General features: G+C 65.0%; 18 protein-coding genes. 6 read left to right on the top strand and 12 right to left on the bottom strand.

Translation table 11 applies throughout. The annotated features are described in order from the left end of the window. Positions 1-210 precede the first annotated feature (210 nt). Together obgE and A3E77_RS16375 are read right to left on the bottom strand one after the other, a co-directional pair. On the bottom strand, positions 211-1,251 hold the full coding sequence (gene obgE, locus A3E77_RS16370; protein ID WP_293647879.1) for a GTPase ObgE: 1,041 nt from the start codon (positions 1,249-1,251) through the stop codon (positions 211-213). Between the two features lie 168 nt (positions 1,252-1,419). Then, positions 1,420-2,034, bottom strand: coding sequence for a TetR/AcrR family transcriptional regulator (locus A3E77_RS16375; protein WP_293647881.1), 615 nt, complete (start codon positions 2,032-2,034; stop codon positions 1,420-1,422). Positions 2,035-2,092: 58 nt separating this feature from the next. On the opposite strand from A3E77_RS16375, the gene A3E77_RS16380 reads away from it, so the two are divergent. After that, positions 2,093-2,983 (top strand): metal-dependent hydrolase, encoded by an 891-nt coding sequence (locus A3E77_RS16380; RefSeq protein WP_293647883.1) that lies wholly within the window; start codon positions 2,093-2,095, stop codon positions 2,981-2,983. 467 nt (positions 2,984-3,450) lie between these two features. Here the strand turns inward: A3E77_RS16380 and A3E77_RS16385 are convergent, their stop codons facing one another. The 3 genes from A3E77_RS16385 to A3E77_RS16395 form a co-directional block, all read right to left on the bottom strand. Then, positions 3,451-4,224 carry an SDR family NAD(P)-dependent oxidoreductase gene (locus A3E77_RS16385; RefSeq protein ID WP_293647885.1) on the bottom strand — a complete coding sequence of 258 codons (774 nt, stop codon included), beginning with the start codon at positions 4,222-4,224 and terminating at the stop codon, positions 3,451-3,453. Beyond that, entirely contained in the window at positions 4,221-5,702 is a 1,482-nt protein-coding gene (locus tag A3E77_RS16390; protein ID WP_293647887.1) for an AMP nucleosidase, read from the bottom strand. The genes A3E77_RS16385 and A3E77_RS16390 overlap by 4 nt, the downstream gene beginning before the upstream one ends. Positions 5,703-5,881: 179 nt before the next feature. Further along, positions 5,882-6,364, bottom strand: a complete 483-nt coding sequence (locus A3E77_RS16395; RefSeq protein ID WP_293647889.1) for a peroxiredoxin — start codon at positions 6,362-6,364, stop codon at positions 5,882-5,884. A gap of 507 nt (positions 6,365-6,871) precedes the next feature. Between A3E77_RS16395 and A3E77_RS16400 the strand changes: the two genes are divergently transcribed. The 3 genes from A3E77_RS16400 (at position 6,872) to A3E77_RS16410 (ending at position 10,205) form a co-directional block, all read left to right on the top strand. Continuing rightward, entirely contained in the window at positions 6,872-8,122 is a 1,251-nt protein-coding gene (locus tag A3E77_RS16400) for an MFS transporter (RefSeq protein ID WP_293647891.1), read from the top strand. Positions 8,123-8,238: 116 nt separating this feature from the next. Beyond that, positions 8,239-9,141 carry an aldo/keto reductase gene (locus tag A3E77_RS16405; RefSeq protein ID WP_293647893.1) on the top strand — a complete coding sequence of 301 codons (903 nt, stop codon included), beginning with the start codon at positions 8,239-8,241 and terminating at the stop codon, positions 9,139-9,141. Next, a complete protein-coding gene (locus A3E77_RS16410; RefSeq protein WP_293647895.1) occupies positions 9,138-10,205 on the top strand; it encodes an LLM class flavin-dependent oxidoreductase in 1,068 nt (355 codons plus the stop codon). The genes A3E77_RS16405 and A3E77_RS16410 overlap by 4 nt, the downstream gene beginning before the upstream one ends. Before the next feature lie 212 nt (positions 10,206-10,417). Here the strand turns inward: A3E77_RS16410 and A3E77_RS16415 are convergent, their stop codons facing one another. Both A3E77_RS16415 and A3E77_RS16420 read right to left on the bottom strand, forming a co-directional pair. Then, positions 10,418-11,584: an iron-containing alcohol dehydrogenase gene (locus A3E77_RS16415; protein WP_293647897.1), complete on the bottom strand. Its 1,167-nt coding sequence runs from the start codon at positions 11,582-11,584 to the stop codon at positions 10,418-10,420. Beyond that, a complete protein-coding gene (locus A3E77_RS16420) occupies positions 11,581-12,918 on the bottom strand; it encodes a spinster family MFS transporter (RefSeq protein WP_293647899.1) in 1,338 nt (445 codons plus the stop codon). Before A3E77_RS16420 ends, A3E77_RS16415 begins: the two co-directional genes overlap by 4 nt. A gap of 187 nt (positions 12,919-13,105) precedes the next feature. Here A3E77_RS16420 and A3E77_RS16425 point away from each other — a divergent pair, with 187 nt between their 5' ends. After that, positions 13,106-13,942, top strand: a complete 837-nt coding sequence (locus A3E77_RS16425) for a sugar phosphate isomerase/epimerase family protein (RefSeq protein ID WP_293647901.1) — start codon at positions 13,106-13,108, stop codon at positions 13,940-13,942. 125 nt (positions 13,943-14,067) lie between these two features. On the opposite strand, the gene A3E77_RS16430 is transcribed toward A3E77_RS16425, so the two are convergent. The 3 genes from A3E77_RS16430 to A3E77_RS16440 are packed head-to-tail and all read right to left on the bottom strand — an operon-like array spanning position 14,068 to position 18,437. Beyond that, positions 14,068-15,486 carry an FGGY family carbohydrate kinase gene (locus tag A3E77_RS16430; protein WP_293647903.1) on the bottom strand — a complete coding sequence of 473 codons (1,419 nt, stop codon included), beginning with the start codon at positions 15,484-15,486 and terminating at the stop codon, positions 14,068-14,070. Beyond that, a complete protein-coding gene (locus tag A3E77_RS16435; protein WP_293647905.1) occupies positions 15,479-16,882 on the bottom strand; it encodes an FAD-binding oxidoreductase in 1,404 nt (467 codons plus the stop codon). Before A3E77_RS16435 ends, A3E77_RS16430 begins: the two co-directional genes overlap by 8 nt. Before the next feature lies 1 nt (position 16,883). Then, complete coding sequence (locus A3E77_RS16440) at positions 16,884-18,437, bottom strand: glycerol-3-phosphate dehydrogenase/oxidase (protein ID WP_293647907.1); 1,554 nt, start codon at positions 18,435-18,437, stop codon at positions 16,884-16,886. 65 nt (positions 18,438-18,502) lie between these two features. Between A3E77_RS16440 and A3E77_RS16445 the strand changes: the two genes are divergently transcribed. Then, positions 18,503-19,372 (top strand): LysR family transcriptional regulator, encoded by an 870-nt coding sequence (locus A3E77_RS16445; RefSeq protein WP_293647909.1) that lies wholly within the window; start codon positions 18,503-18,505, stop codon positions 19,370-19,372. A 41-nt stretch (positions 19,373-19,413) separates the two neighbouring features. On the opposite strand, the gene A3E77_RS16450 is transcribed toward A3E77_RS16445, so the two are convergent. Together A3E77_RS16450 and A3E77_RS16455 are read right to left on the bottom strand one after the other, a co-directional pair. Then, on the bottom strand, positions 19,414-21,423 hold the full coding sequence (locus A3E77_RS16450; RefSeq protein WP_293647910.1) for an alpha-glucosidase: 2,010 nt from the start codon (positions 21,421-21,423) through the stop codon (positions 19,414-19,416). A 221-nt stretch (positions 21,424-21,644) separates the two neighbouring features. Next, positions 21,645-23,963, bottom strand: coding sequence for a TonB-dependent receptor (locus A3E77_RS16455; RefSeq protein ID WP_293647912.1), 2,319 nt, complete (start codon positions 23,961-23,963; stop codon positions 21,645-21,647). Positions 23,964-24,725: the final 762 nt, after the last annotated feature.

The following is a 24,725-nucleotide window of genomic DNA, read 5'->3' on the forward strand; positions in this document are numbered from 1 at the left end:
GGCGCCAGCTGCGGCCCGAGGATCAGGCGTGTGCGTTTTTCGCCGCCTTCGCCGGTTTCCTGTGCATTCGCCGGAACAGCAAGAAGCGCGAGCATGGTGACGAGCAGGGCGGAAGATTTGCGGCGATGGGTCATGCGAAATCCTTGTTGTTCCGCATGAAATTCCCTGCGGTAGCGTTTCGTTCCTGCATCTGGTCTTGAACGAAGATTATTACAATGGCGACCAGCCCGCCGTATCGTCGCTGTCGTCTTCACCGGGTTCGGGATGCCCGATCGCTTCGAGCAATTTGTCGAGGACGGCGGGCACACCCGCCCCGCTCGCGCCCGATAGGGCCATCACCGGACGACCGCTTTCCTGGGCCAGTTCGGCCGACAGGGCGGCGATCAGTTCCTCGTCGAGCGTGTCGATCTTGTTGAGCGCGACGATCACCGGCTTGTCGACGAGATCGGCGCCATAGGCCTCGAGCTCGTCGCGCACGATGCGATAGCTGGTCGCAACATCTTCGTCGTTCGCATCGACGAGGTGAAGCAGCACGCGGCAACGCTCGATATGGCCGAGGAAGCGGTCGCCGACCCCGGCGCCTTCGGCGGCGCCCTCGATCAGGCCGGGAATGTCAGCAATGACGAACTCCTGACCCTTGTGGCTGACGACGCCGAGCTGTGGGCGCAGCGTGGTGAAGGCATAGGCGCCGACCTTCGCCTGCGCATTGGTGACGCCGTTGATGAAAGTCGACTTGCCCGCGTTGGGCAGGCCCACGAGGCCCGCGTCGGCAAGCAGCTTGAGCCGCAGCCATACCCACATTTCCTCGCCCGGCCAGCCGGGACCGTGCTGGCGCGGAGCGCGGTTGGTCGACGTCTTGTAGCTCGCGTTGCCGCGCCCGCCGTCGCCGCCGCGCAAGAAGACGAGGCGTTCGCCTTCCTTTGTCAGGTCGGCGAGCAGGCTGCGGTCCTCGTCGTCATCGAGGATCTGCGTGCCGATCGGCACCTGGATGACGAGGTCGGGGCCGCCCGCGCCGGTGCGGTCGCGGCCCGCGCCGGGGGTGCCGCGCTTGGCCTTGAAATGCTGGGTGTAGCGAAAATCGATCAGCGTGTTGAGACCCGCGACGGCCTCGAAGATCACGTCGCCGCCCTTGCCGCCGTTGCCGCCGTCGGGGCCGCCATATTCGACATATTTTTCGCGCCGGAACGACACGGCGCCGGGGCCGCCGTCGCCGGACTTGATGAAGATTTTGGCTTGGTCGAGAAAATGCATGGCGGGGCCTTCAGGGCGTAAACTTGATTGCACATCAAGTTCCGTTCGTGTCGAGCGAAGTCGAGACACCCATCGAAGTGGCACAAGGCCGATGGGCATCTCGACTTCGCTCGATGCAAACGGAATGAGGGGATTGCGTCGGCTCCTAACGTCTAAAAGACGAAAATGCTACCCCTGTGCCGGTGGCTTGCCGCCATGTTCGGCCCAGAATTTGGCAATGCGTCCGGTGATCAGTTCGGTCGCGAGCACGCGCGACGTGTCGCGCGGCAGGCCCAGGGCTTCTGCCATCGGGCCACCGAGCTGCGCATCGCCCAATGCCATCAGCACCAGCGCGAGCGTATCTTCGTGCATCAGGCGCTTTTCATGGGCGTCGGGGGCCATGCCGTCGATCAGCTTGTGGATTGCGTCGATGATCGGGTCGAGTGCGTCGTCGTTGCCCGTCGCCACCATCCAGGTCGCGAGCGCCCCTGCGCCGCCACTGTTGAAGGCGTCGAAGGCGAGGTCGACGATCTCGCGCACATTGCGTTCGCCCGGCGGCGATTCGGCCATCTTCCGGCCGATGGTGTCGCACACGGTTTCGGCCTGATAGGCGGCGAGCGCCTTTTGCAGCCCGGCGGCGCTGCCGAAATGATGGAGCAGGTTCGCGTGGGTGCGGTCGATGCGCGCCGCCACCGCTTTCAGCGTCACCGCCGCGGGGCCCATTTCGATCAGGATGTGACGCGCAGCCTCGAGCGCCGCTGACCGGCTTTCCTCGGGACTCAATCGCTTCTTCACTATTGACATATATGTAAGTAAACCCTAGTTACTGGCTCCGACAACCCTTTTCGACGGTATGAACCATATGTCCAGCCTTTCCCATGTCCCGACCCCCGCCGATCTGTCGATCACGCCGCGTGACATGCGCTTTGGCCGCGACGACAAACAGGGCCGCTGGTGGCTGAACGGCGACCCGATCGCGTCGGCCTTTCACACCGCGCTGTCGGTGACCTTTCCCCGCGGCGAGGCGATGTTCATCGAGGCGGTGAAGGCGCACCGCGACGGCGTGCCGGACAAGCTGGCGCGCGAAATCCGCGCCTTTACCCAGCAGGAAGTCATCCACAGCCGCGAGCATGTCGTATTCAACAAGAAAGCGGCGGAGGCAGGTTATGACCTGTCGGAGCTGGAAAACGACGTCAACCAGGTGCTCGACCTGATCAAGACGCGGCCGCAGATCGTCAACCTGATGGCGACGATCGCGCTCGAACATTATACCGCGATGATGGCGGCCGTGATGCTGCGCGACGACAAAATGTATGCCGGCGCCGAACCCGAATGGGCCGCCTTGTGGAAATGGCATGCGATCGAGGAGATCGAGCATAAGGGCGTCGCTTACGACACCTGGCTGCATGCGACGAAGGATTGGAGCCGCTTCAAACGCTGGCGCGCCAAGTCGCTGATGATGATCCTGGTCACCACGCGGTTCTGGCCGAAGCGGGTGAAAGGCATGAAAAATCTGCTCAAGCAGGACGGCCTGACCGGATGGCGCGTCACGGCGCGTATCTGGTGGTATCTGCTCGGCACGCCCGGTGTTCTGCGCAAGAGCTTCCTTCCCTGGCTGTCCTATTTCATGCCCGGCTTTCACCCGTGGAACCACGACGACCGCGCGCTGATCGGCAAATATGAAAGCGACTATGCCGACGCGATCATGCCGGCGCATTCTTCACGGCCCGAACTGGCTGCTGCTGCCGCCTGATCGCGCGTCTCCGTAAATGCGGGGGTTCACGGCGGTTCGCATTACTCGCTGCCCTGCGGACAGCGGTTTCCGGCCCGAAGCGGACATTATCCTCCCTGTGACGCAGCCGTGGGGAGATGGCAGCGCGCCGCGCTGACAGAGGGGCTAGTGGCGCGACGCTGCGGCCCCTCCACCACACCTGCGGGGGCGATGCCCTCCCCATCGCAAGTCGGTGGAGATGGTCTAAGCCTTTGCTTTCCATTGCAAAGCCGACATCGGCCGCTCCCCCAAAAAACGCTTTCCTACATTCCGTCGCTGTGTCAGCCTTCATCCGGCTCTTTCATTTGGTGGATAGGCGCGGTCGGGGTCGCACTGCCGGGCGTGGCCCGCGCGGTCCTGATCGGGGGACGCAAGGGGCTGAACTTTCCTGAACTTTGATCGAAGTGGCGACAACGAAGGAAGGCACAACGGACATCTGCCGCTGACCGTTAGGCATTGCGCGCCATCAGCCCGCCGTCGACCGGGATTACCGCGCCGGTGATATAGCTCGCCGCCGGCAGGACGAGGCTGAGCGTGACATGCGCGACCTCTTCGGGTTCGCCATAGCGGCGGAGCGCGGTGCGGCGCCGCGCGAACACGGCCTTATCCTGGTCGGGCACCTTGTCGGTCATGCCTGTGCGGATCGGGCCGGGACAGATGCAGTTGACCGTTATGCCGTCCTTGCCCAGATCGACGGCAAGACCGCGCGTCAGGCCGACCACACCCGATTTGGCGGCGACATAGGGCGTGTCGCCGGGGGTCGCGCCCAGGCCTTCGGTCGAGGCGATGTTCACGATGCGCGCGGCGTCGCTCTGGCGGAGGAGGGGTAAAGCGGCGCGAACCATGCGCTGGTGCGCGGTCAGCATCACCGCGATCGCGCGGTGCCAGACCGCCTCATATTCATCGCCCGCATCGAGCGCGGCGAAGCTGGAAACGCCGGCATTGTTGATAAGGATATCGATGCCGCCGAAATGCGCGGCGATGGCGTCGATGGTGCGTTTGATCGCTTCACCGTCGGCGACGTCGAGCGCAAAGGCCTTGGCGGCCGGACCTGCCTCGGCTGCAACGGCCTCGCACGCGGCGAGGTCGAGGTCGGTGACGGCGACCTTCGCGCCTTCGCGCGCGAGCAGCAATGCGGTCGCGCGGCCCATGCCGTTTGCGGCGCCGGTGACGATCGCGACGCGGCCCGCGACCGAACGCGACAGCGGCGCGCGGCGCGTCAACGGAAGGGCGGCTCGTTGAAGGCGCGGAGTTTGCGGCTGTGCAGCTTGGCCCCTTCGTCGCGCATCGTCTCGCACGCGCGGATACCGATCTGAAGGTGCGCGGCGATCGCTTCTTCGTAGAAGCGGTTCGCCTGTCCGGGCAGCTTGAGCTCGCCGTGAAGCGGCTTGTCGCTGACGCAGAGCAAAGTGCCATAGGGGACGCGGAAGCGGTAACCCTGCGCCGCGATCGTCGCCGATTCCATGTCGATGCCGATCGCGCGCGACTGCGAAAAGCGCAGCGCGCTGTCGGTGTAGCGCAGTTCCCAATTGCGGTCGTCGGTGGTGACGACGGTGCCGGTGCGCATCCGCTTTTTCAGGTCGGCGCCGCTGGTGCCCGAAACCGACTCTGCCGCCGTCGCGAGCGCGACCTGCACTTCGGCGATCGGCGGGATAGGGATTTCGGGCGGCAGGACGCTGTCGAGGATATGATCGTCGCGAAGATAGGCGTGGGCGAGCACATAGTCGCCGATGCGCTGGCTGGGGCGCAGCCCGCCGCAGTGGCCGATCATCAGCCACGCCTCGGGACGCAGCACCGCAAGATGGTCGCAGATCGTCTTGGCGTTCGAGGGGCCGACGCCGATGTTGACCAGCGTGATGCCGCCGCCGTCGGGCGCGATCAGGTGATAGGCGGGCATCTGGTGCCGCCGCCACGCGCTGTCGGCGACCAGCGCGCTGGCGTTGACGCCGGGCTGGTCAACATAGAGGCCCGCGGCGCCCGCGAGCGCGGTGTAGCGGCCTTGCCCGACCTGGGCGCCCGCCCAGGCGACGAATTCATCGACATAGCGATGATAGTTGGTGAACAAGATGTAGCGCTGGAAATGCTCGGGCGCGGTGCCGGTATAGTGGCGCAGGCGCGCCAGGCTGAAATCGGTGCGTAGCGCGTCGAACAGCGCCAGAGGCTGGTTCGCGGCGGGATCGGCGCCGAACAGGCCGTCGGCAAGTTCGTCGCCGATGTCGGCCAGCTCGGTCGTCGGGAAATGGCGCGCCAGCTCGAGCGGCGTGACCCCGCCCATGTCGGACCCGTCGCTTGCGTCCAGCACATAAGGAAAGGGGATCTGTTGTCCCGTTTTTGTCACTTCGAGCGTGATGTCATAATGGCGCGCGAGCAGCCCAAGCTGGTCGCGCAGATAATCGGCGAACAGGTCGGGCCGCGTCACCGTGGTGACAAATTCCCCCGCGCGCTCGAACTGGCCGAAGGCAAGATTATGCCCCTTTTGCCCCTCGCGCTGTTCACCCGTCGTGACCAGGCGGATAGCGGGATAGTCGAACAGGCCGGTTTCCGCGGCATCGGCGGGCGGAAGGGTGCGATCGCGGACATAGGCGGCGATGGCGGATTTCAGATTGGTGACCGACGTGCGGAACGCGGTTTGCAGTTCGGCGATGATCTCGTCGACGAGCGCGGCAGGGTCGGGGGTTTCTTGCGATGAGTTCGATGTCATCGCGACGCTGTTGCACGAAAATATGACAAAAGGAAAGAGGGGCCGGTCGATCATCCCCGCGGCCGAGCCGTGGGGAGGGGCCCGCGCCCCAGAAGCGTGGCGGAGGGGCGGCGACGTCGCGCCATCAGCCCCTCCGTCAGCTACCTCCCCATCGCTGCGCGACAGGGAGGTTTTGAACGTTACAGCTGTTCGAGCATATGGTCGGCGCTCGACACCTTGAATTCGCCGGGGGCTTCGACATTCAGCTGTTCGACGACGCCGTCGTTGACGATCATCGAGAAACGCTGGCCGCGCTTGCCCATGCCGAACGCCTTGCCGTCCATCGTCAGCCCGACGGCTTCGGCGAAATCGCCATTGCCGTCGGCGAGCATCGTCACCGTGTCGCCGGCGCTCGCGCTCTTGCCCCACGCGCCCATCACGAACGCGTCGTTGACCGCGGTGCAGACGATTTCGTCGACGCCCTTTGCCTTCAGTTCATCGGCCTTGTCGACGAAACCGGGCAGATGCTTGGCCGAACAGGTCGGGGTAAAGGCGCCGGGAACCGAGAAGAGCGCGACCTTGCGACCCTTGAAGTAATCGGCGGTATTGACCTGCTCGGGGCCGTTTTCGGTGACCTTTACAAAGGTCGCGTCGGGCAGCTTGTCTCCGGTCTGGATCGTCATGGTCGGCATCCTTTTCTTTGAGGGGATTATGGTGGGCGAGACATTGGGGCGCGCCGTGCGCGAGTCAAGGATGGGCAGGGCGTGGTGGTCATTTTGGGCGATGGCGAGCATCGACCGATTGTGGACTCTCATGCCTCCCTAACCCGTTCGCATCGAGCGAAGTCGAGATGCCCTCGGGCTAGACTTGACGTCGATGGGTGTCTCGACTTCGCTCGACACGAACGGACAGAGAAATTCGGCGGCTAGCGACCAGAAGCGGCCGCTCTTCTCCCCTCCCGCTTGCGGGAGGGGCCGGGGGTGGGCATCGACGGTGCGATGGCCCACCCCGCTGCGACTAGCCAGCAAGCTGGCAAGTCTCGCTACCCCTCCCGCTTGCGGGAGGGGATGGTCACGCACCTCCTCAACGCCCGCTCACCATCCCATTCCTGCCACTGCAAAAAACGGCTGTCATTTTCGGTATGACAACGTTATCTTATCTGCACGATAAATGGATTCGGGGAGAGACATGTGGCGCAGATCGCCGATAAACGCCGCTGGCTCGTGGTCGGACTCGTCTTCGTCGCGATCGTCCTCAACTATGTCGATCGTCAAATCCTGGCGCTCTTGAAGCCGACGCTCCAGCTCGAATTCGACTGGACCGACCGCGATTACAGCCACATGGCCTCGGCCTTCCAGTTTGCCGCCGCGCTCGCCTTCCTCGGCACGGGCTGGTTCATCGACCGCGTCGGGCTGCGCTGGGGCTTCGCGATTGGTGTCGGCGTATGGAGCCTTGCGGGCATGGCGCACGCCTTCGCGACCACCGTGTCGGGCTTCATTGCCTCGCGCGCGGTGCTGGGCGCCGCCGAATCGATCGGCACCCCCGCCGCGGTAAAAACGGCCGCCACTTACTTCAACGCAAAGGAGCGAAGTTTCGTCCTCGGCCTCGGCGGGATTGCGCCGAACGTGGGTGCGATCCTGACGCCTTTGCTCATCCCGCTGATGGCGATGATGTGGGGGTGGCAGGCGACGTTCCTGATCGCCGGCGGCCTTGGCCTTGTCTGGGTCGTCGTCTGGCTGATGGTGCGCATCCCGGAACAACCGAACGCCGCGCGCGACGCGGCGGCGCCGAAGATCGCGTGGAGCAGCCTGCTGCGCGACCGCCGCCAGTGGGCCGTCATCCTTGGGAAAGCGCTCACCGACCAGGTGTGGTGGTTCCTGCTCTTCTTCATGCCCGACCTCTTCCACCGCGTCTTCGGCCTGACGCAGGGCACACTCGGCCTTCCGGTTGCTTTCGTCTATTTCATGGCCGCGCTTGGCGGCATCACCGGCGGTTACCTGCCATCCTATTTGATGGGCCGCCGCGGCTGGAGCGTGAATGCCGCGCGCAAGACGACGATGCTCATCTATGCGTTGCTCATCCTGCCCGTGCCCTTGCTCGTCGGCGTCGACAGCGCATGGACCGCGGCGATGATCCTTGGCCTGGCGCTCTTTGCGCACCAGGGATTTTCAACCAACCTGTTCGGGCTCACCACCGACGTCTTCCCCGCGCGCATCGTCGGCTCGGCGATCGGGATCGGCGCCTTTGCCGGCAATCTGTCGGGCATGGCGATGATCGAGTTCGCGGGCTGGTCGCTCGACACGGGGCGCGGCTATCTGCCGATGTTCCTCGTTTGCGCGGTCACCTATCTCGTCGCGCTCGCCGCGATCCACCTGATCCTTCCGAAGATTGTCGCGGTGGACGAGGAGGAGGATGGCGAGGTGCAGGTCCTGGCGCATTGATATCGCAGGCTCGTCATCCCTGCTTTCGCCGGAATGACGAGGCAAGAGCCATTTAACCTGAAATCAATGCAACAAACCTGCTTCCCTCTCATCCGATTATGGAGTATATGACAGCGATGTCAGATTTTCTTCCCGCTCCCGCGACCGTCAATCTCGCCGGTCATGACGTTGCTCCCATCGCCTGGGGCATGTGGCGCTTCGCTGGCGCCGATCTCGCCGCCGCCCGCGCGCGCGTCGATGCGGCGTTCGAGGCCGGGGTCACCCTGTTCGACACCGCCGACATCTATGGCTGCGACACGCCCGGCGGCTTTGGTTCGGCCGAAGCCTTGCTCGGCGATGTCTTGGCCGATGCGCCGGGCCTTCGCGACAAAATGGTTCTCGCGACCAAGGGTGGGATCATCCTTGGCGTGCCTTATGACAGCAGCGCACCCTATCTGACCTCCGCCATCGACATCTCGCTGAAACGCCTGCGCACCGATCATGTCGAGCTGTGGCAGATCCACCGCCCCGACCTGCTCACCCACCCGCAGGAAATCGCGCGCGCGCTCGAGGACGCGCACCGCGCGGGCAAGATCGGCGCGATCGGCGTGTCGAACTTCACGCCCGCGCAGACCGCGGCCCTCGCGAAATTCCTGCCCGTCCCGCTGGTCAGCCACCAGAGCGAATTTTCGCCGCTCCGCCTCGCCCCGCTCTTCGACGGCATCTTCGACCAGTCGATGGCCGAGGGCATGAGCTTCCTCGCCTGGTCGCCGCTCGGCGGCGGCCGCCTCGGCGATCCGGAGGGTGAGCGCACGCGCGCCGTCGCTGCGCTGCTTGACGCAAAGGCCGCCGAACATGGCGTTTCGCGCGCCGCCGCGACCTACAGCTGGGTCATGGCGCATCCGGCGCGCCCGATCCCGATCGTCGGCACGCAAAATCCGGATCGCATCAAGGAAATTCCGCAGGCCTTCGTGCCGCGCTGGACGCGCGCCGAATGGTATGCGGTGCTGCAAACTTCGATGGGGGAGAATCTGCCATGACCGACCGCGGTTGCGAAGTCAGCTGGTTTTCGGCGCTCTGCGACGATGACTATGAATTTCTCGGCGTTCCCGACCCGATGCTCAAGTCGAGCTGGGAGCATTGCCGCGACATCGTGGTCCAGGCCGATACCCTCGGCTTCGACAATATCCTCCTTCCGTCGGGCTATGCGCTCGGCATTGACACCACCGCCTTCGCCGCGGCGATCGCGACGATGGTGAAGAATATCCGTCTGCTGATGGCGGTGCGGATCGGCGAAAGCTGGCCGCCGCAGCTCGCGCGCCAGATCGCGACGATCGACCAGATCCTCGGCGGCCGCCTGACGGTCAACATCATCTCGTCCGACATGCCCGGCGAGACGATGGAGTCCGAACCGCGCTACCGCCGCACGGTCGAGGCGATGCATATCCTGAAGACGCTGCTCAATGGCGAGGCGCTCGACCATGACGGCGAGTTCTGGAAGCTGAAACTCGAACCCGCGCGCGTCGGCACGGTGTCGGGCAAGGCGCCGCCGCTCTATTTCGGCGGGCTTTCGCCCGCCGCGCGCGATGCCGCCGCCAAGGGTTGCGACGTCTTCCTGATGTGGCCCGACCGCGAAGAGGTCGTTCGCGACATCATCGCCGATATGACTGCGCGCGCCGCCGCTTACGGTCGCACGCTCAAATTCGGCTACCGCGCGCATATGATCGTGCGCGACACCGAGGCCGAAGCGCGCACCGCCGCCGACCGCCTGCTGTCGAAACTCGACGCCGCGAAGGGCGCCGAGATCAAGGCCAAGTCGCTCGATTCGCAGTCGTTCGGCGTCAACGCGCAGGTTGCGCTCCGCGAGGCCGCGTCCGACGACGGCTATGTCGAGGATAATCTATGGACCGGCGTCGGCCGCGCCCGCTCGGGCTGCGGCGCCGCGATCGTCGGCGACCCCGACCAGGTGCTCGCGAAACTGAACCGATACCAGGATATGGGGATCGAGGCGTTCATCCTTTCGGGCTATCCGCATGCCGCCGAAGCCGACCTCTTCGCTCGCCATGTGCTGCCGAAAATGAAGCACGGGCCGCTGGCGCTTTGACGCCCCTGAATAATCCTACTTCGTCACCCCGGACTTGATCCGGGGTCCATGAAGGACCGCGCCGCGCTCGCCGTTGTGGATCCCGGATCAAGTCCGGGATGACGACCCAATGTGAGGATTGCCCCGCCCCCACGTTTGAGACGTAGGAGAGAAGGGGACGGGGCGAGCGCGCTTAAGCAGCGCGCGACTTACTCTTGGATGAACAAGAGATTTTACCCCGCCCAAACCTGCGCATAAAGCGACGCCATCTCTTCGCTATCCGGCACCCGCGGATTGTTCGCCGGCGACCCCGACGCCGCCGCCTGCGCACACATCACCGGCACCAGCGCATCCCAGCGCGCCGCGTCGATTCCCCACGCCGCTGGCCCCGGCACTTCCAGCTCGCGGTTCAGGGCCGCCAGCTCATCGAGCAATCGCGCCACCGCCGCCTGGTCGCCCTCTCTCTCGTCGGCGACCCCCATCGCCCGCGCGCAATCGGCATAGCGATGGAGCGCCGCGGGCGCGGACCACGCCGTCACTACGGGCAGCAGCATCGCGTTCGACAGCCCGTGCGGCACATGGAAATGCGCCCCGATCGGCCGGCTCATCCCGTGCACCAGCGCGACCGAGCTGTTCGAGAAAGCGATCCCCGCCTGCGTCGCACCCAGCATCATCGCCTCGCGCGCCGCGGCATCCATCGGGTCGCTGCACACGCGGCGCAGATGGGGCGCGATCGCGCGCATCGCGAGCAAAGCCATCCCGTCGCTGAACGGGTTGGCGCGTTTGGACACATAGGCCTCGATCGCGTGCGTCAGCGAATCGATCCCCGTATCGGCGGTCAGCCGCACCGGCTTGGTGAAGGTCAGCTCATAATCCACCAGCGCCGCAACGGGCAGATAGGCGAGCCCCGGGCACAGCATCTTCTCGTCGCTCGTCTCGTCGGTGATGATCGTGAAGCGCGTCGCCTCCGACCCCGTGCCCGCGGTCGTCGGGATCGCGATGATCGGCAGGCCGGGCGCATCTTGCACATGCGGTGCCTTATAATCCGCCATCGCGCCGCCGAATTTGCCGAGCAACGCAATCGCCTTCGCGCTGTCGAGCGGACTGCCGCCGCCGAAGCCGACGACGCAGTCGTGATCGCCTTCGCGCAGGAACGCCACGCCGGCGTAGACCGACGCGACCGTCGGGTCGGGCACCGTATCGGCGAATACCCGCGCCGCGACCCCCGCCGCCGCGAGGCCATCGGTCAACGCCTCGACGCGCCCGCTGCTCACCAGCCAGCCATCGGTCACGATCAACGGCCGCGACAAGCCTAATGTCGCCAGCACCTCGGGCAATTGCTTCGACGCGCCGCCGCCGATGCGAAAAATGCGGGGCAGGGCGATACTCGCGATACTCAACTCACCATCTCCTCGCGGATCGAGCTCCGCGCCAGCCAGAATAGTCCCGACGCGACGGCGCCGAACAGGATGAAGATCATCAGCGACCAGCGCACGCCCTCCGCCGACCCTAGCCCCATCGGGCCTGAGAGGAAATCGCTGACCGCGCCGACGCCGAGAGGGCCCAATCCGAGCCCGAGCAGGTTGATGATGAACAGCAGCACCGCCGCCGCCGTCGCACGCGTCTGCGGCTGCACCAGCCCCTGCACCGCGGCAAAGCCCGGCCCGTACCACAGCGTGTTGAGCACTGGCGGAAAGGCGAACATGATCAGCGCGAACACCGCCGAATCGGCCATCAGCCCGGCGATGTAGAAGGGGATGCCAAGAAAGGTCGAAACCGCCGGGATCGCGACATAAGCGCGCAGGTCGCGCGCGCCATATTTGTCGGCGAGCTGCCCGCCCAGCCACGTCCCCACCGCGCCGGTCAGTCCGAGCACAATGCCGAGCGCGACGCCCAGAAAGCCCGTCAGCCCCAGCCCGAAGTCGCCCGCGATCGCCGTCAGTTCCGCCGCATGGTTGCGAAAGAAGAAGGGCGCAAGAAACGCCGCGGCGCCATAGCCGATGAACGCCTTGATCGCCGCAGCAAAGGCGATCAGCCAGAAGGTGCGCTTGCCGCGGATCTCCGCCATCGCCGTCTTGAAGTCGGGCCGCGATGCTTTCAACGCCGCCAGATCCGCGTGCATCTGGTGCCGCCGCGGTTCCTTCAGCGTCGTCCACGCGACGATTGCCATCAGCACCCCCGGCGCGCCCGCGAACAGAAATGCCGTCCGCCACCCATAAGCGTCGGCGATCAGCCCCCCCAGCGCAAGCCCGAGCAGCCCCCCCAAGGGAATGCCGAGCGAATAGAAGGCGAGGGCGGAGGCGCGCTTTTCCTTCGGTGTATAGTCGGTAATCAGCGAATGCGCCGGCGGCGTGCATCCCGCCTCGCCGATCCCCACGCCGATCCGGCACAGCACCAACTGGGCGAAATTCTGCGCAAAACCGCACGCGACGGTGAACACGCTCCACAGCCCCGCCGCGACCGCGATGATCCGCGGCCGGTCGCCCGTTTCGGCAAAACGCGCGATCGGAATGCCGAGCACGGTATAGAAAAGCGCAAAGGCGAGGCCGGTCATCACGCCGAGCTGCCAGTCGGCCAAGTGCAGCTCATTCTTGATCGGCTCGGCAAGGATCGAGACGATCTGCCGGTCGAGAAAATTGAGGATATAGATGATCAGAAGCACCGTCAGCGCGTAGCGACGATACGCCTTCGACACGGGTGACAGGACGGGCGGGGTGGGGGCTTCGGTGATCATCTCATCCTCTCAATCGTTCTTTTCTTGCCGCCGCCAAGCCTCGTGATCCCCGGCGAAAGCCGGGGCCGACGAAGGAGAGCGCGGTATTCTCATTCTGGGCCCCGGCTTTCGCCGGGGATCACATGGCCAAGGCCAATTGACTCCCACCTCTGACACGATATGACAACGTTGTCTGAAAGGAAAGCCATTGCCCCAATTGCTCGTTCTCCAATCGGTCTGGGGCCTCGACAATTGCCCCGGTTTCGACATCGAAAACCGCCTCGACGAAGCCTTGGCCGAAGTCATTGCCGCGGGTTTCGACGGCGTCGGCGTCAACCTGGCGCGCACCGCGCGCACCGATGGCGTTGCGCGCGCGATGAACCCGCTCGGTCTCGCGTGGGAGGGGCAGGTGCTCGTCCACGACGCCGGCCAGCTGAAGCACTGGATCGGCGAAGCGCACCGCCTTGGCGCGCATCACCTCAACGTCCAGATTGCCGGCCCGACCGCCGACTTTCGCGCCGCGCTCCGCTTGATCGACAGCCTCGTCGCGGCGGCGAAGGACGCGCCGCTCCCCGTCTGGTTCGAGACGCACCGCGGTCGCCTGACCAACGACCTGCTTTTCACGCTGCAATTGCTCGAAGAACGGCCCGACCTGTCGCTCACCGCCGACCTGTCGCACTATCCCGTCGCGGGCGAGATGGAGCTGCCGCTTCGCGATGACCAGCGCGCCGCGATCGAAACGATCCTGCAGGGCAGCCATAATTTCCACGGCCGCGTCTCGACCACGCATCAGGTGCAGGTCGCGCTGGACGCACCGCAGCACGCGGGCTGGCGCGACCAGCATGTCGCCTGGTGGCGCCGCGGCTTTGAACTGTGGCTCGAACAGGCGCGCGAGGGCGACGCGCTGACCTTCATGTGCGAACTCGGCCCGCCGCCCTACGCGATCACCGCGCCCGACGGCAAAGAGCTGACGAACCGCTGGGACGAGGCGCAGCGCATGCGCGATATCGTGCGGGGATTGTGGCGCGAGGTTGCAGGAGCCTGACCCCGTGCCCCTGCGAAGGCAGGGGCCCATCACCGGACCTATCTTTTCTCCGCCGTCGGCTGCTTGGCGACGAAAGGTTTGAAGATGGGCCCCTGCCTTCGCAGGGGCACGGTGAAGAAACCAAATCACACCGCCACCGCACCCTGCCAGCGCGCAAACGCCGCATCGGCCTCATCGCGCCCGACCTTGGGCAGAAACTCGGCATCGTACCGCCCAAGTCGCTTCAAGTCGCTTTCCCCAAACAGTCCCGCGCCCATGCCCGCCGCGAGCGCCGCGCCATAGGCGCTCGCCTCGCGCACCGCATGCCGCCGCACCGGCCGCTGCAATGCGTCGGCCTGCAACTGCATCAAAGTATCGCTCGCCGACAATCCGCCCGCGACGGGCAACGCCTCGGGCACCGGCAAGGCCGCCGCGATCACATCGGCGATCTCGCGAAAACGAAACGCGATCCCCTGCAACGCCGCGCGCGCGACCTGCCCCGGCCCGTCGGCAAAGCTCAGCCCCGCGATCAGCCCGCGCGCCTCGAACTTGCCATGCGGTGCGCCCATCCCAGCCAGCGACGGCCGCACCACGACCTTCCCGGCATCGGACACCAAAGCCGCCGCTGCTTCCAGCGCCGCGGGCGAAGCGAACAGGCCGAGCCCGCCGCACAGCCATTCGACCATCGACCCTGCGGTAATCACCATGCCCTCGACACAGAAACGCGGCTTCCCGCCCGCAAAGGCCAGCGCCTCGGCGGGCATGCTGTTGTGGATCGTCTCGGGCGCGTAGCCGGTCCCCGCCATCAGGACGCCCGACGTGCCATAGGTCGCCTTCCAGTCGCCGCGCTCCAGCGCGCCATGCGCGATCATCGCCGCCTCTTGGTCGGCGATCAGCGCGGTGATAGGCACCCGCGCGCCGAGCACCGCCGGATCGCTTTCCGCAACCCGGCCCCAGCTTTCGACCTGCGCCGGAAACAGGCTTGCGGGCAGCTTCTGATGCGCCAGCAATGCTGCATCCCACCCGCCGCCCGCCGCATAATCATAATAGCCCGTGAGCCACGCCGCCGACGCATCGGTGACATGCGCGCCGCTCAGCCTGTAGGTAAGCCAGCTATCGAGCGTCCCCCATTGCAGCCCGGCCGGATCGCGCCCCGCCAAGGCGATCGCCGCGGGCAGCTTCGCCGAGGGCACCTGCGGCCAGCCGGTGAACCCCGCCGCGCGCAGCCTCTTATATTCGTCCATCCCGCGCAGGTCGCTCCACACGAGCATCGGCGCGACCGGCTCGCCGGTTTCCCGGTCCCACAGCACGATGCTCGCGCGCTGCGTCGTCACCCCGATCGCCGCGACATCGGCGATGCTTCGCCCCGCCGTCACCAGCGCGCCGTCGATCACCGCGCGGCAGATATTCCAGACCTCGGCGGCATCCTGTTCGACCAGACCGGGGGCAGGGAAGTGGCTCGCGATCGGCCTCTTGTCGACGCCCAGCACCGCGCCCGCCGGATCGACCAGCATGGCGCGGGCGCCCGTCGTGCCCGCGTCGAGCGCGAGCAACAGCTCAGGCATCGGGTATCAGATTGCCCGGGTTCATGATCCCCTCCGGATCAAGAGCCTGCTTCACCCGCCGCAGCAACGCCACGCCGTTCTCGCCCAGATCATGGTGCAGATAGGGCTTGCGCAGCCGCCCCGCGCCATGATGGTGCGCAACGCCGCCGCCATGTGTCGCGGTCGCCTCCATGATCGCGCGCCAGCCGGCGAAATAGGCCGGCTCCATCTTCGCGCTGTCCTCGAAGGTCGCGGCAAAGCTGAAATAAAGGTTGATCCCCGATCGATAGACATGGCTGCTGTGCGCCGACGCGTTGATTATGCCCGGAATTTCGTTGAGCGCCGCGATGCTGTCGTCATAGATCGCGCCGATCTCGCTCCAGCGCCCCGAAATCTCGACCGTGTCGGCGACATAGCCGCGCTCGAACATGTCGCGCCAGCTCGGCACATGGTTGCGCTTTTCGATCCATTGCTTCGCTGCCATCGGATCGCCCGCTTCGAGCCCCGCGCTCGCGCAAATCTCGTGCATCGCCGCCAGTTCGGCATCGACACGGGCTTTCGGCCCCTCATGCACCATCAGCAGCATCGCCTGGCCGCCCTGCTCATGCTCGCGGAACAGCCGCCGCACCTCGCGCCCGTCATATTGGCGCATCACCGGCGGGCGCCAGTCGGCACGCACGATCCGCCGCTGCGCCTCGAACCCCGCGCGCATGTCGTCGGCGTAAAAGATGCTGTAATCGCGGTGCGGCGCTTTGGCGCGTAGCGAGAAAGTCACGCCCGTGATCACCCCCATCACCCCCTCGGCGCCCATCAGCAAATGCCGCAGGTCCGGCCCGGCCGCGGCGCGCACCGCCTTGCCCAGCGTCACCAGCTCGCCGTTCGGCAGCACCGCCTCGATCGAGTGGATGATGTCCTCGATATTGCCATAAGCGGTCGAAAATTGCCCCGACGCGCGCGTCGCGACCCAGCCGCCGACGCTGCTGATCGCGATCGACTGCGGCCAGTGGCCGATCGTCAACCCGTGCGCCGCGACCGCCTCTTCGGCTTCCATTCCGTTCAAGCCGGCATCGAAGCTCGCAAGCAGATCGTCGCTATCGATATAACGCACCCGGTTCATGCCGCTCATGTCGAGCAAGATGGCATCGGGCGTCGGCTCGATCCCGCCGCAAACCCCGCTGCCAAGGCCATAAGGGACCAGCGGCACGCGCTTCTCCGCCGCGAGGCGCACGACCTTCTGCACATCCTCCACCGACTGCGGCCGCACGACGCAGCCCGGTGCGGGCACCGCTTCGCCGCGCCAGTCGCGCAGATGTTTGACCGCCCATTGGTCGTAGCGGCGCGCGCCCAGCGCATCGGCATCGCTCGCAACGCGATCGGCGCCGATGGCGCTGGCAAGGGCTTCGGTTATCGAACGCATTTCACTCTCCCAAAAGCCTGCGGCTCGCATCGTTGATCCCGTGGCAGTGCGCGATCTGGCTAGCCTTCATGGCGGCATCCCAACCGAGCAGAGCGCCCATCACATTGGCTGCGGGTGCAAGTGCCGCGAGGCCCGCACCCGCGTCGAACCAGGCGCGCGCGCTCCGCCGCACCCAATAATCCTCCAGCGTCGAAGCCCCCTCGTGGGTCACCGCGCGCGCCGCTTCGGCGGCGACATCGCCGCCCGCGATCAATATCTCGTTCGCCTCGTCGCCATAAAATCCCGCCAGCCGCTCGGCCGCCAGCGGATCGAGTCCGACCAGCGACAATTCGCGCGACCCGCCGGGCAAAGGCGCGTCTGCGGTCGAACAGGGCAGCGCGGCGCGCCCCAGCCGTTCGACGACCAGATCGACCACCCGCTCGGCCATCGCGCGATAGGCGCTAAGCTTGCCCCCCGCGATCGACACCATTCCGCCGGGCGATGTCCATATCTCGTCCCTGCGCGATACTTCATTGGCCTTCTTCCCCGGCTGCGCGATCAGCGGTCGCACGCCCGACCACAGCGAGACGATCTCGCGATCCTCGATCGGGTCGATGCGCAGCGCCGCCTCGGTCGCGCGCAGCAGATAATCGATGTCCTCGCGCGTCGGCGCGGGCCAGTAATCGGCGCCGTCGTGGAACACGTCGGTCGTCCCGATATAGGTGAAGGCCCCCCGCGGAACGGCAAAGATGCTCCGTTTGTCCGGCGCGCGGATGATGATGGTGGCGCTGATCGGCAGCCGTTCGCGCGGCAGCACCAGATGGATGCCGCGGCTCAGCGACATCCGCACATCGCCTTCGCCCGCTTCCAGCCCGCGCACCGTGTCGACCCACGCGCCTGCCGCATTGACGACCAGCTTCGCCTTGATCCGCGCGCCAAGCCCGTCATCCAGCGTCGATGTCGCAACCAGCCCGCCCTCCGTCAGCTCCGACGCCGCCATATGGTTCACCACGACCGCGCCCGCGCCTTGCGCGCTGCGGATATTCGCCAGCACCAACCGCGCATCGTCGGTCAGAAATTCGGGATAGAGCACCGCGCCGCTGAGCTTTTCGGTGCGCATCAGCGGCTCGCGCGCCCGCAATTCGGCGAGCGAAATCACCTCATGCTTCTCGGCTTCGGGCACGCCGCCCAATTTCTCGAACGTCCACAGCCCCGTCCGCAGTTTTGCGGTCATCGCCATATTCGTCGTCGGGATCAGGAAGGGCGACTGCCGCGTCAGGTGTGGTGCGATCCGGCGCAAGATCTGCCGCTCCGACGCGGCTTCCTTGACCAGCGCGATGTCGCCCTGCGCCAGATAACGCAGCCCGCCGTGGATCATCTTCGAGCTGCGGCTGCTCGTCCCGCTCGCATAGTCGCGTGCCTCGATCAGCGCGACCGACAGCCCGCGCATCGCCGCATCGCGCGCGATCCCCGCGCCGGTGATCCCGCCGCCGATCACCGCCAGGTCGAATGCCCGCGATTCCAGCTCGGCAAAGACCTGCGCGCGCCGCCGCGCGTCGAGTTGAGTGCTGCTCATGTGATCACGCTAAACGCATTACAGGGCCATTGGTATTGCGTTATGGGAATGATATGGTGCGGCCCATGAACCTCCGCCGCCTCCGCCATTTCGACACGCTCTACCGCCTTGCCAGCTACGCGCGGGCCGCCGACGAACTCGGCCTTACGCAGTCGGCGCTCACCCGCTCGATCCAGAAACTCGAGGAGGAATTGGGCGCCACACTCTTCGATCGCACCACCCACTATGTTCGCCCGACCAGCGACGCCGATCGCCTGATCCGATCGGCGCGCGACGTCATCGCCGCCGCCGCCAATCTCGAACAGGAAGCGCGCGGGCTCGGCCAGCCAAGCATCGGCACCGTCGCGGTCGGCAGCGGCCCCTATCCGTTGCAACCCCTCCTCACCGACGCGATCGCGCGCTTTGCCAAGGCACACCCCGGCGTCCGCGTCACCGTCACCGGCGGCCCGTCCGAACAGCTTCTCGAAACCCTCGTCGACCGCCGCCTCGACCTCGTCGTCTGCAACCGCGCGAAATTTGCGTCCTCGGGCCACGCCGATGAGGTGCTTTCGATCCCGCTGCCGCCCGAGCCGCTGATGCTTGTCTGCGCGCCCGACCATCCGCTCGCGAAGGGGGACGGCGACAGCGCCGATTTCCCCTGGGCGCTCCCGCGTCCCGCGCCGGGCAGCAATTTCCCGCGCGCGCTCCGCGCTCGTTTCGCGGCGGGGCAATTTCCCGATTATGAGCTCGATTCGACCGCCGCCTGCCTCGACATCGCGCGCAGTGGGCGCGCGATCACCGTGGTGCCGCAGCGGCTTGCCCTTCGTAGCGGCCTCCACATGATCGCGCTCCCGCCTTCCGAAGTCACCCGCGATGCCATCCACCTCCTGCGCAACCGCAGCCGCAGCGCGCTCGTTGCCGCCTTCGTTGCGGTGCTGAAGGAGGTTGCGGTCTAGAACCGCATTCAACTTCCGTTCGTGCTGAACGGCTTTGGGGTTCAAGCGGAGGGAATGTCCTGAAAGAGCGCGCGGTCGTTCGACCCTGCGCGATAGAAGACCGGCGGCTCGCCGAAAGGCGCCGCGACGGTGACATCCTGTCCGCCGCCAAAATGGACCCCCGACCAGATATGCACCCACTCGGCCCCCGCAGGCAGATAGGTCGTCCACTCGCGTTTCCCCGCCGCGATCACCGGCGCGACGAGCAGATCGGGGCCGAGCAGATAGCTCGTCTGGATCGCATAGGTTTCGGGGTCGTCCTCGAAATGCAGGAACAGCGGCCGCTGCACCGGCAGCCCCGTCTCCGACGCCTCGCGCGACAAGCGCCGCAAACAGGGGGCGAGATGCGCGTAAATCCGCGTCATCTTCGCAAAATGCGCAAGCAGGTCGGGATGATCGTCATATTGCACATTCTGCCGCGGCCGGTTGCCCTCGTGCGTGCGGATCATCGATGTGAACGCCGACATCTCGGCCCAGCGCATCGCGAGTTCGGCGTCGCGCGTGGTGTCGAACAGGCTGGTATAGCCGCCGCAATCGCTGTGATGATGCGCGTTGCCCAGCATCCCCGCCGACAGCGCGGCGCAGATCACCGTGCCGATGCCGTCATGGCGCGAAAAATCGACCGACTGGTCGCCTGCCCACAGCATCGGGCAATGGCGCTGCACGCCCGCGGCGCCCGACCGCATGAACACCATCATCTCGCCGGTCTGGCCGCGTCCCGCGATGCCCTTGGCATTGACCTCGCCCCACAAGGCGGGCCAGCGGTTGTGCGCAGTCATCCCGCTCTCGCCATTTGCCAGCCGGACATCGACGGGCAGATATTCGCCAAAATCGGCCATCCAGCCCGACAGGCCGAAATCGATCATCTTCTCGCCGATGATCGTGTCGGCGAACCACGCCGCCGCCGCCGGGTTGGTGAAATCGACATGCCCGCAATCGAACTCGCCAAAGTCGATCACATAGGGTTCGTCCTTGTCGGGGTGCATCACCATGAAACCCTGCGCCGCCGCCTCGGCATAGAGCGGGCCATCGACCGCCAGATAGGGGTTCACATAGCCCAAAAACCGGATGCCACGCTCACGAAGCTCCGCAATCCGCGTCGGCAAATCGGGATAGCGTTCGGCATTCCACTGCCAGTCCCAGAACAGCCGATTGCCGAAACTGGTGATGCGCAAGCCCACCCAATCCTCGCACCACAGCCCCGACACCGCGACCCCGGCGTCCTCATAAGTCTTCAATCGCGCAAGGCTGTTGTCGCCGTCCTTCAGCCCGATCACGGCGCCCTTCAGCAGCCATTCGGGCAGCGGCGGCTGGCGCCCGAACCGTTCGGACAAGGCCGTCACCAGCTCGGTGAAATGCGGTCGTGCCCACAGCTCGATCCGGGCGGGAATCTCCCACACCTCGACTTCGTGATAATCGGCATTGCGGAAATCGAACGCCGCATAGGCAAAGCTGTCGACATGCAACGCATAGCGCCGCGAACTGACGAAAGTCGGCTGCGGGTAATTGCTGTGCGTCGTGCTGCCGCCGCCGCCCTTGCGATGCGCCTCGACCTGCTGGAACAGCGGCGACGCCGGATCGCGTCCAACGCCGGGTTCGCTCGACCAGAGCGGGACATGGCGCCCCCGCAAATCGAAATAGGAAAATTGCTCGCCGCCGCCCCACACATGCTCGCCCGCTTCGGCAGGCACACGCAGCCACAGCCGGTTGAGCGCCGGATCGAGCGCCTTCAGCGCGATCGCCGCATTATCGCCGTCGCCCGAAACCGTCGCTTCGAGCAACCACGCCGCGCCCGCGCTTTCGGCGAAGCGCGCCACTTTATCGGTAACCTCGACATGCGCCAACGCGATCCGCTCGATCACCTCCTGCGCCACATCGAAATGCCCGAGCTTTGAATGGACATGCGGCACCCCGCGCCCGACGAAGAAGCAAGGTGCGCCTGCACTGTGCGTCAGGATCGTCCGCCCGCCGAGGCGGATCGCAAAGCCGGTATCGAGCGCGTCGAGCGCCATGGGGGAGGGTCCTTTCGTGCGTCCCTACGATCCTTCCCATCGCAAGGCGACAGAAGGGAGGGCTATATTAAGAAGTCTGCGTGTCCCCGCGAAGGAGTATCGGGTTGACCATGCGGGGCATGGTCAACCCGATACTGACCCATCTCCTGCCGGTTCAAAATAGCACCGACCGGTGATGGGCACCCGCCTCCGCGCGTGCCCACAGCTTTTACTGTGCGACTTCAGAAATTCATCCGTGCCGTCACCCCGAAATAACGCTCGGCATCGCGCGGCGTGATCTGGCGCATGAAGCTGGTCCCGTTCGGGATGCGCTGGATCACGAACTGCTTGTCGGTCAGGTTCTTGACGATGAACGACAGGCTGTATTTGTCGTCGTCGGTGCTCACCTTGATCCCGGCGTCCCAGATCGCATAGGCGCTCTGGAAGGCATTGGGGTTCTGGTTGATGTCGAAATTGGTCTTGCTCTGATAAACGAGCGAGCTGTTCAGATCGACATTGAAGCCGTCGATATTCAGCGGCAGGCGCCAGTCCATCGTGACCGTGCCCTTATATTTGGGGGCAAAGGGCAGAGGCTTGCCGTTGATCGCATCGGCGCAGGTGATTGCGGCGCCCGCCGGGCAGATGAATTTGTTGATATGCGCGTCGGTATAGTTGAAGCCGCCCGACAGCGAGAAATCGTCGGTGATCGCGGCGTTAAAATCCAACTCGATGCCGCGTGTCGACACTTCGCCCGCGTTGGTCAGGCGGGTGACGACCTGTCCCGCCACAAGGTCGAGGAAATTCGCCTGGTAATTGTCATATTTGGCATAAAAGGCCGCGATGTTCAGCGTGACGCGGCGGTCGAACAACCGCGTCTTCAGGCCGACCTCATAAGCATCGGCTTTTTCGGGCGCGATCCCGCCGGTGTCGCGGGCCAGCATGTTGAAAAACACGTTGAGCGCCGGACCCTTGTAGCCGCGCGTGTACATGCCATAGGCGATGACATCGTCGCTGACGTCATATTGCAGCCCGGCATTGCCCGACCAGCCATTGTCCTTCACCGAACCCGACGCCGAAAAGGCCGGGTTCACGCCCGGAAAGGCGGCGGTCGAGGTCGAGATGCGGGCAAAGTCGAACGCGACCTTGTCCTCGGTATAGCGCAGCCCCGCGATCCCGCGGAACGCGTCGGTGAAATTGGCGGTCAGCTGGCCGAACGCCGAATAGCTGGTCAGCTTGGTGGTGAAATCGGCGTCGCCCTGATTGGTCACATAGGTCGACGATCCCGGCGCGCAGGGGGTCAGCCCGCCGACCGTCGGCAGCGTCGACGCGGTGCAGGTCGTCACGACGCGGTTGAAATAATCGACTTCCTTCGTGTTGTAATAATAAAGCCCCGCGACATATTCCAGAAACTGCGGGTTCGCCGACGCGATGCGGAGTTCCTGCGTGAACTGGTCGAATTTCAGGTCGCCCAGATCGTGGAGCAGGAAATCGCCAGACGCGGTGCCGGTGTTGACATAGGATGGCGCATCCGACCGGAAATCGCCGTCGCGAACCTGGAAATTATACCAGTGGCGATACGCGGTGATCGACGTCAGCGTGACCCCGCCCAGGTCGAGGTCGATCTGCCCCGACACGCCGCTATTCTTGTCCTTGGTATAAGGATCAAGGTCGTTGTCGATGTCCTTGTTCTTGCCGTCGAGCGTCAGCGGCGCGAGGCTGGGGATGAACACCGCATTGTTGAATGCCGATGAAAAGACCGTGCCGATGCTGTCGGCAAAGCCATTGTCGCTGTTCTTGGAATAATCGGCGATCAATGTGATTTTCAGGTTGTCGGTCGGCTCGGCGATCAACTTGCCGCGCACGCCCCAATGCTCGTAACCATTGACCTTGTTGCCGTTGAAGACGTTGCGGGCGTTACCGTCATATTGCGACCAGAATCCGGTGACCGAGGCGCGGACATTGTCGCTCAGCGGGCCGCCGATGCTGCCGCGGATGCGATATTCATTGCCTTCATACCAGGCGGCGTCGATATAACCGCCCAGCTCGTTACCCGGCTCGCGGCTGACGATGTTGATCACGCCGGCGCTGGCATTTTTGCCGAACAGGCTGCCCTGCGGCCCGCGCAGCACCTCGATGCGCTCGACGTCCAGAAAATCCGACGTCTGCTGGCCGGTGCGCGCATAAACGACGCCGTCGATGACCGTCGACACCGAAGGCTCGACGCCTGAGGAGAAGCTGATCGTGCCGACGCCGCGGATCGACAGCGCCGAATCCTTGTTGGTGTTGCCTTTGCGGAAGGTCAGGGTGGGGACGCGCTGGAACAATTGCTCGGCCGAATTGACGTTCGACCGTTCGAGCTGGTCGCCCGAAACCACCGAGATCGCGACCGGCACATCCTGCAAATTCTGTGCGCGCTTTTGCGCGGTGACGATGATGTCGGTGCTGGCGAATGGCGCGTCGGCTTCGGCCGCGGCCTCCTGCGCTGCGGCGGGCGCGGCGGCCAGGGCCATCGCCATCGTCGTCGAAAGCGCCAGAGCCAGCTTGAATCCTGTCGTCGTCATCGAAAACCTCCCCACTCGCGTCCGGCGGATCATCTGCCCGCCTGGACTTTTGGAACCGTAGCGCAGCCGCGAAAACAGCCGGGAATCATCCGGTCGGCCCAAGGGCCAACCCGCCACGCATAGGGATGCGCGTCCAATTCATATCAGTCCAATCGAGAAATATCGGTGGATTATGTCCAAATGCTATGACTTATTCCGGTGACTGATCGCGACCGGAAACCGCCCGACTTACTTCGCTCGACACGAACGGGGTTTTGAGGGCGGCCGGAAACGACCGATTGCGGACATTTCGCAATATGGTACCAAGCCGCATATGACGGTGCGCTTAATCTCATTCTTGGCTGCGATTGCGATGCTCGGCAATTCGTCCGGCATTTCGGCACAGGAAACCAATCAAGCGCCGGGCGAGGAGTTCTTTGTGACCGGCGCTTGGTCTGACCCATCCGAGTGCAACCAGAAAGTCGCTAGGGCTGTGTCGTTTGATACTCTGATGGCTGACCATAAAACACTGCGAGGCGACTGTGTCCAAGTGGAGGGATACTGGAAGGGCCTTGCATTATTTAGCTCTGCACAGCGAGCTAGAGCGCGTAGGTCAGTTATGTCTGATCATCTCCGTAGCAAGCGCGTAGGTCTATACGCGCAGTGGGAGAAGGTGGGTGAACCGCCCGAAAGACCAAGACGAACAACGTTTGTTGGACGTGTGGGCGATTGCGAAACTCAATGGCCCGGTGCGACTTTGGTGATGGGATATTGCCATTATAC

The organism is Sphingopyxis sp. RIFCSPHIGHO2_12_FULL_65_19 (assembly GCF_001830555.1).
Taxonomy (GTDB): domain Bacteria; phylum Pseudomonadota; class Alphaproteobacteria; order Sphingomonadales; family Sphingomonadaceae; genus Sphingopyxis.

Coding starts and splice junctions, on each gene's coding strand:
- A3E77_RS16450 (WP_293647910.1), bottom strand. CDS start 21,423: ATGGCGCTCGACGCGCTCGATACCGGCTTTGCGATCCGCCTCGGCGGG.
- A3E77_RS16380 (WP_293647883.1), top strand. CDS start 2,093: ATGTCCAGCCTTTCCCATGTCCCGACCCCCGCCGATCTGTCGATCACG.
- A3E77_RS16445 (WP_293647909.1), top strand. CDS start 18,503: ATGAACCTCCGCCGCCTCCGCCATTTCGACACGCTCTACCGCCTTGCC.
- A3E77_RS16410 (WP_293647895.1), top strand. CDS start 9,138: ATGACCGACCGCGGTTGCGAAGTCAGCTGGTTTTCGGCGCTCTGCGAC.
- A3E77_RS16455 (WP_293647912.1), bottom strand. CDS start 23,963: ATGACGACGACAGGATTCAAGCTGGCTCTGGCGCTTTCGACGACGATG.
- A3E77_RS16395 (WP_293647889.1), bottom strand. CDS start 6,364: ATGACGATCCAGACCGGAGACAAGCTGCCCGACGCGACCTTTGTAAAG.
- A3E77_RS16420 (WP_293647899.1), bottom strand. CDS start 12,918: ATGATCACCGAAGCCCCCACCCCGCCCGTCCTGTCACCCGTGTCGAAG.
- obgE (WP_293647879.1), bottom strand. CDS start 1,251: ATGCATTTTCTCGACCAAGCCAAAATCTTCATCAAGTCCGGCGACGGC.
- A3E77_RS16440 (WP_293647907.1), bottom strand. CDS start 18,437: ATGAGCAGCACTCAACTCGACGCGCGGCGGCGCGCGCAGGTCTTTGCC.
- A3E77_RS16390 (WP_293647887.1), bottom strand. CDS start 5,702: ATGACATCGAACTCATCGCAAGAAACCCCCGACCCTGCCGCGCTCGTC.
- A3E77_RS16375 (WP_293647881.1), bottom strand. CDS start 2,034: ATGTCAATAGTGAAGAAGCGATTGAGTCCCGAGGAAAGCCGGTCAGCG.
- A3E77_RS16435 (WP_293647905.1), bottom strand. CDS start 16,882: ATGCGTTCGATAACCGAAGCCCTTGCCAGCGCCATCGGCGCCGATCGC.
- A3E77_RS16405 (WP_293647893.1), top strand. CDS start 8,239: ATGTCAGATTTTCTTCCCGCTCCCGCGACCGTCAATCTCGCCGGTCAT.
- A3E77_RS16430 (WP_293647903.1), bottom strand. CDS start 15,486: ATGCCTGAGCTGTTGCTCGCGCTCGACGCGGGCACGACGGGCGCCCGC.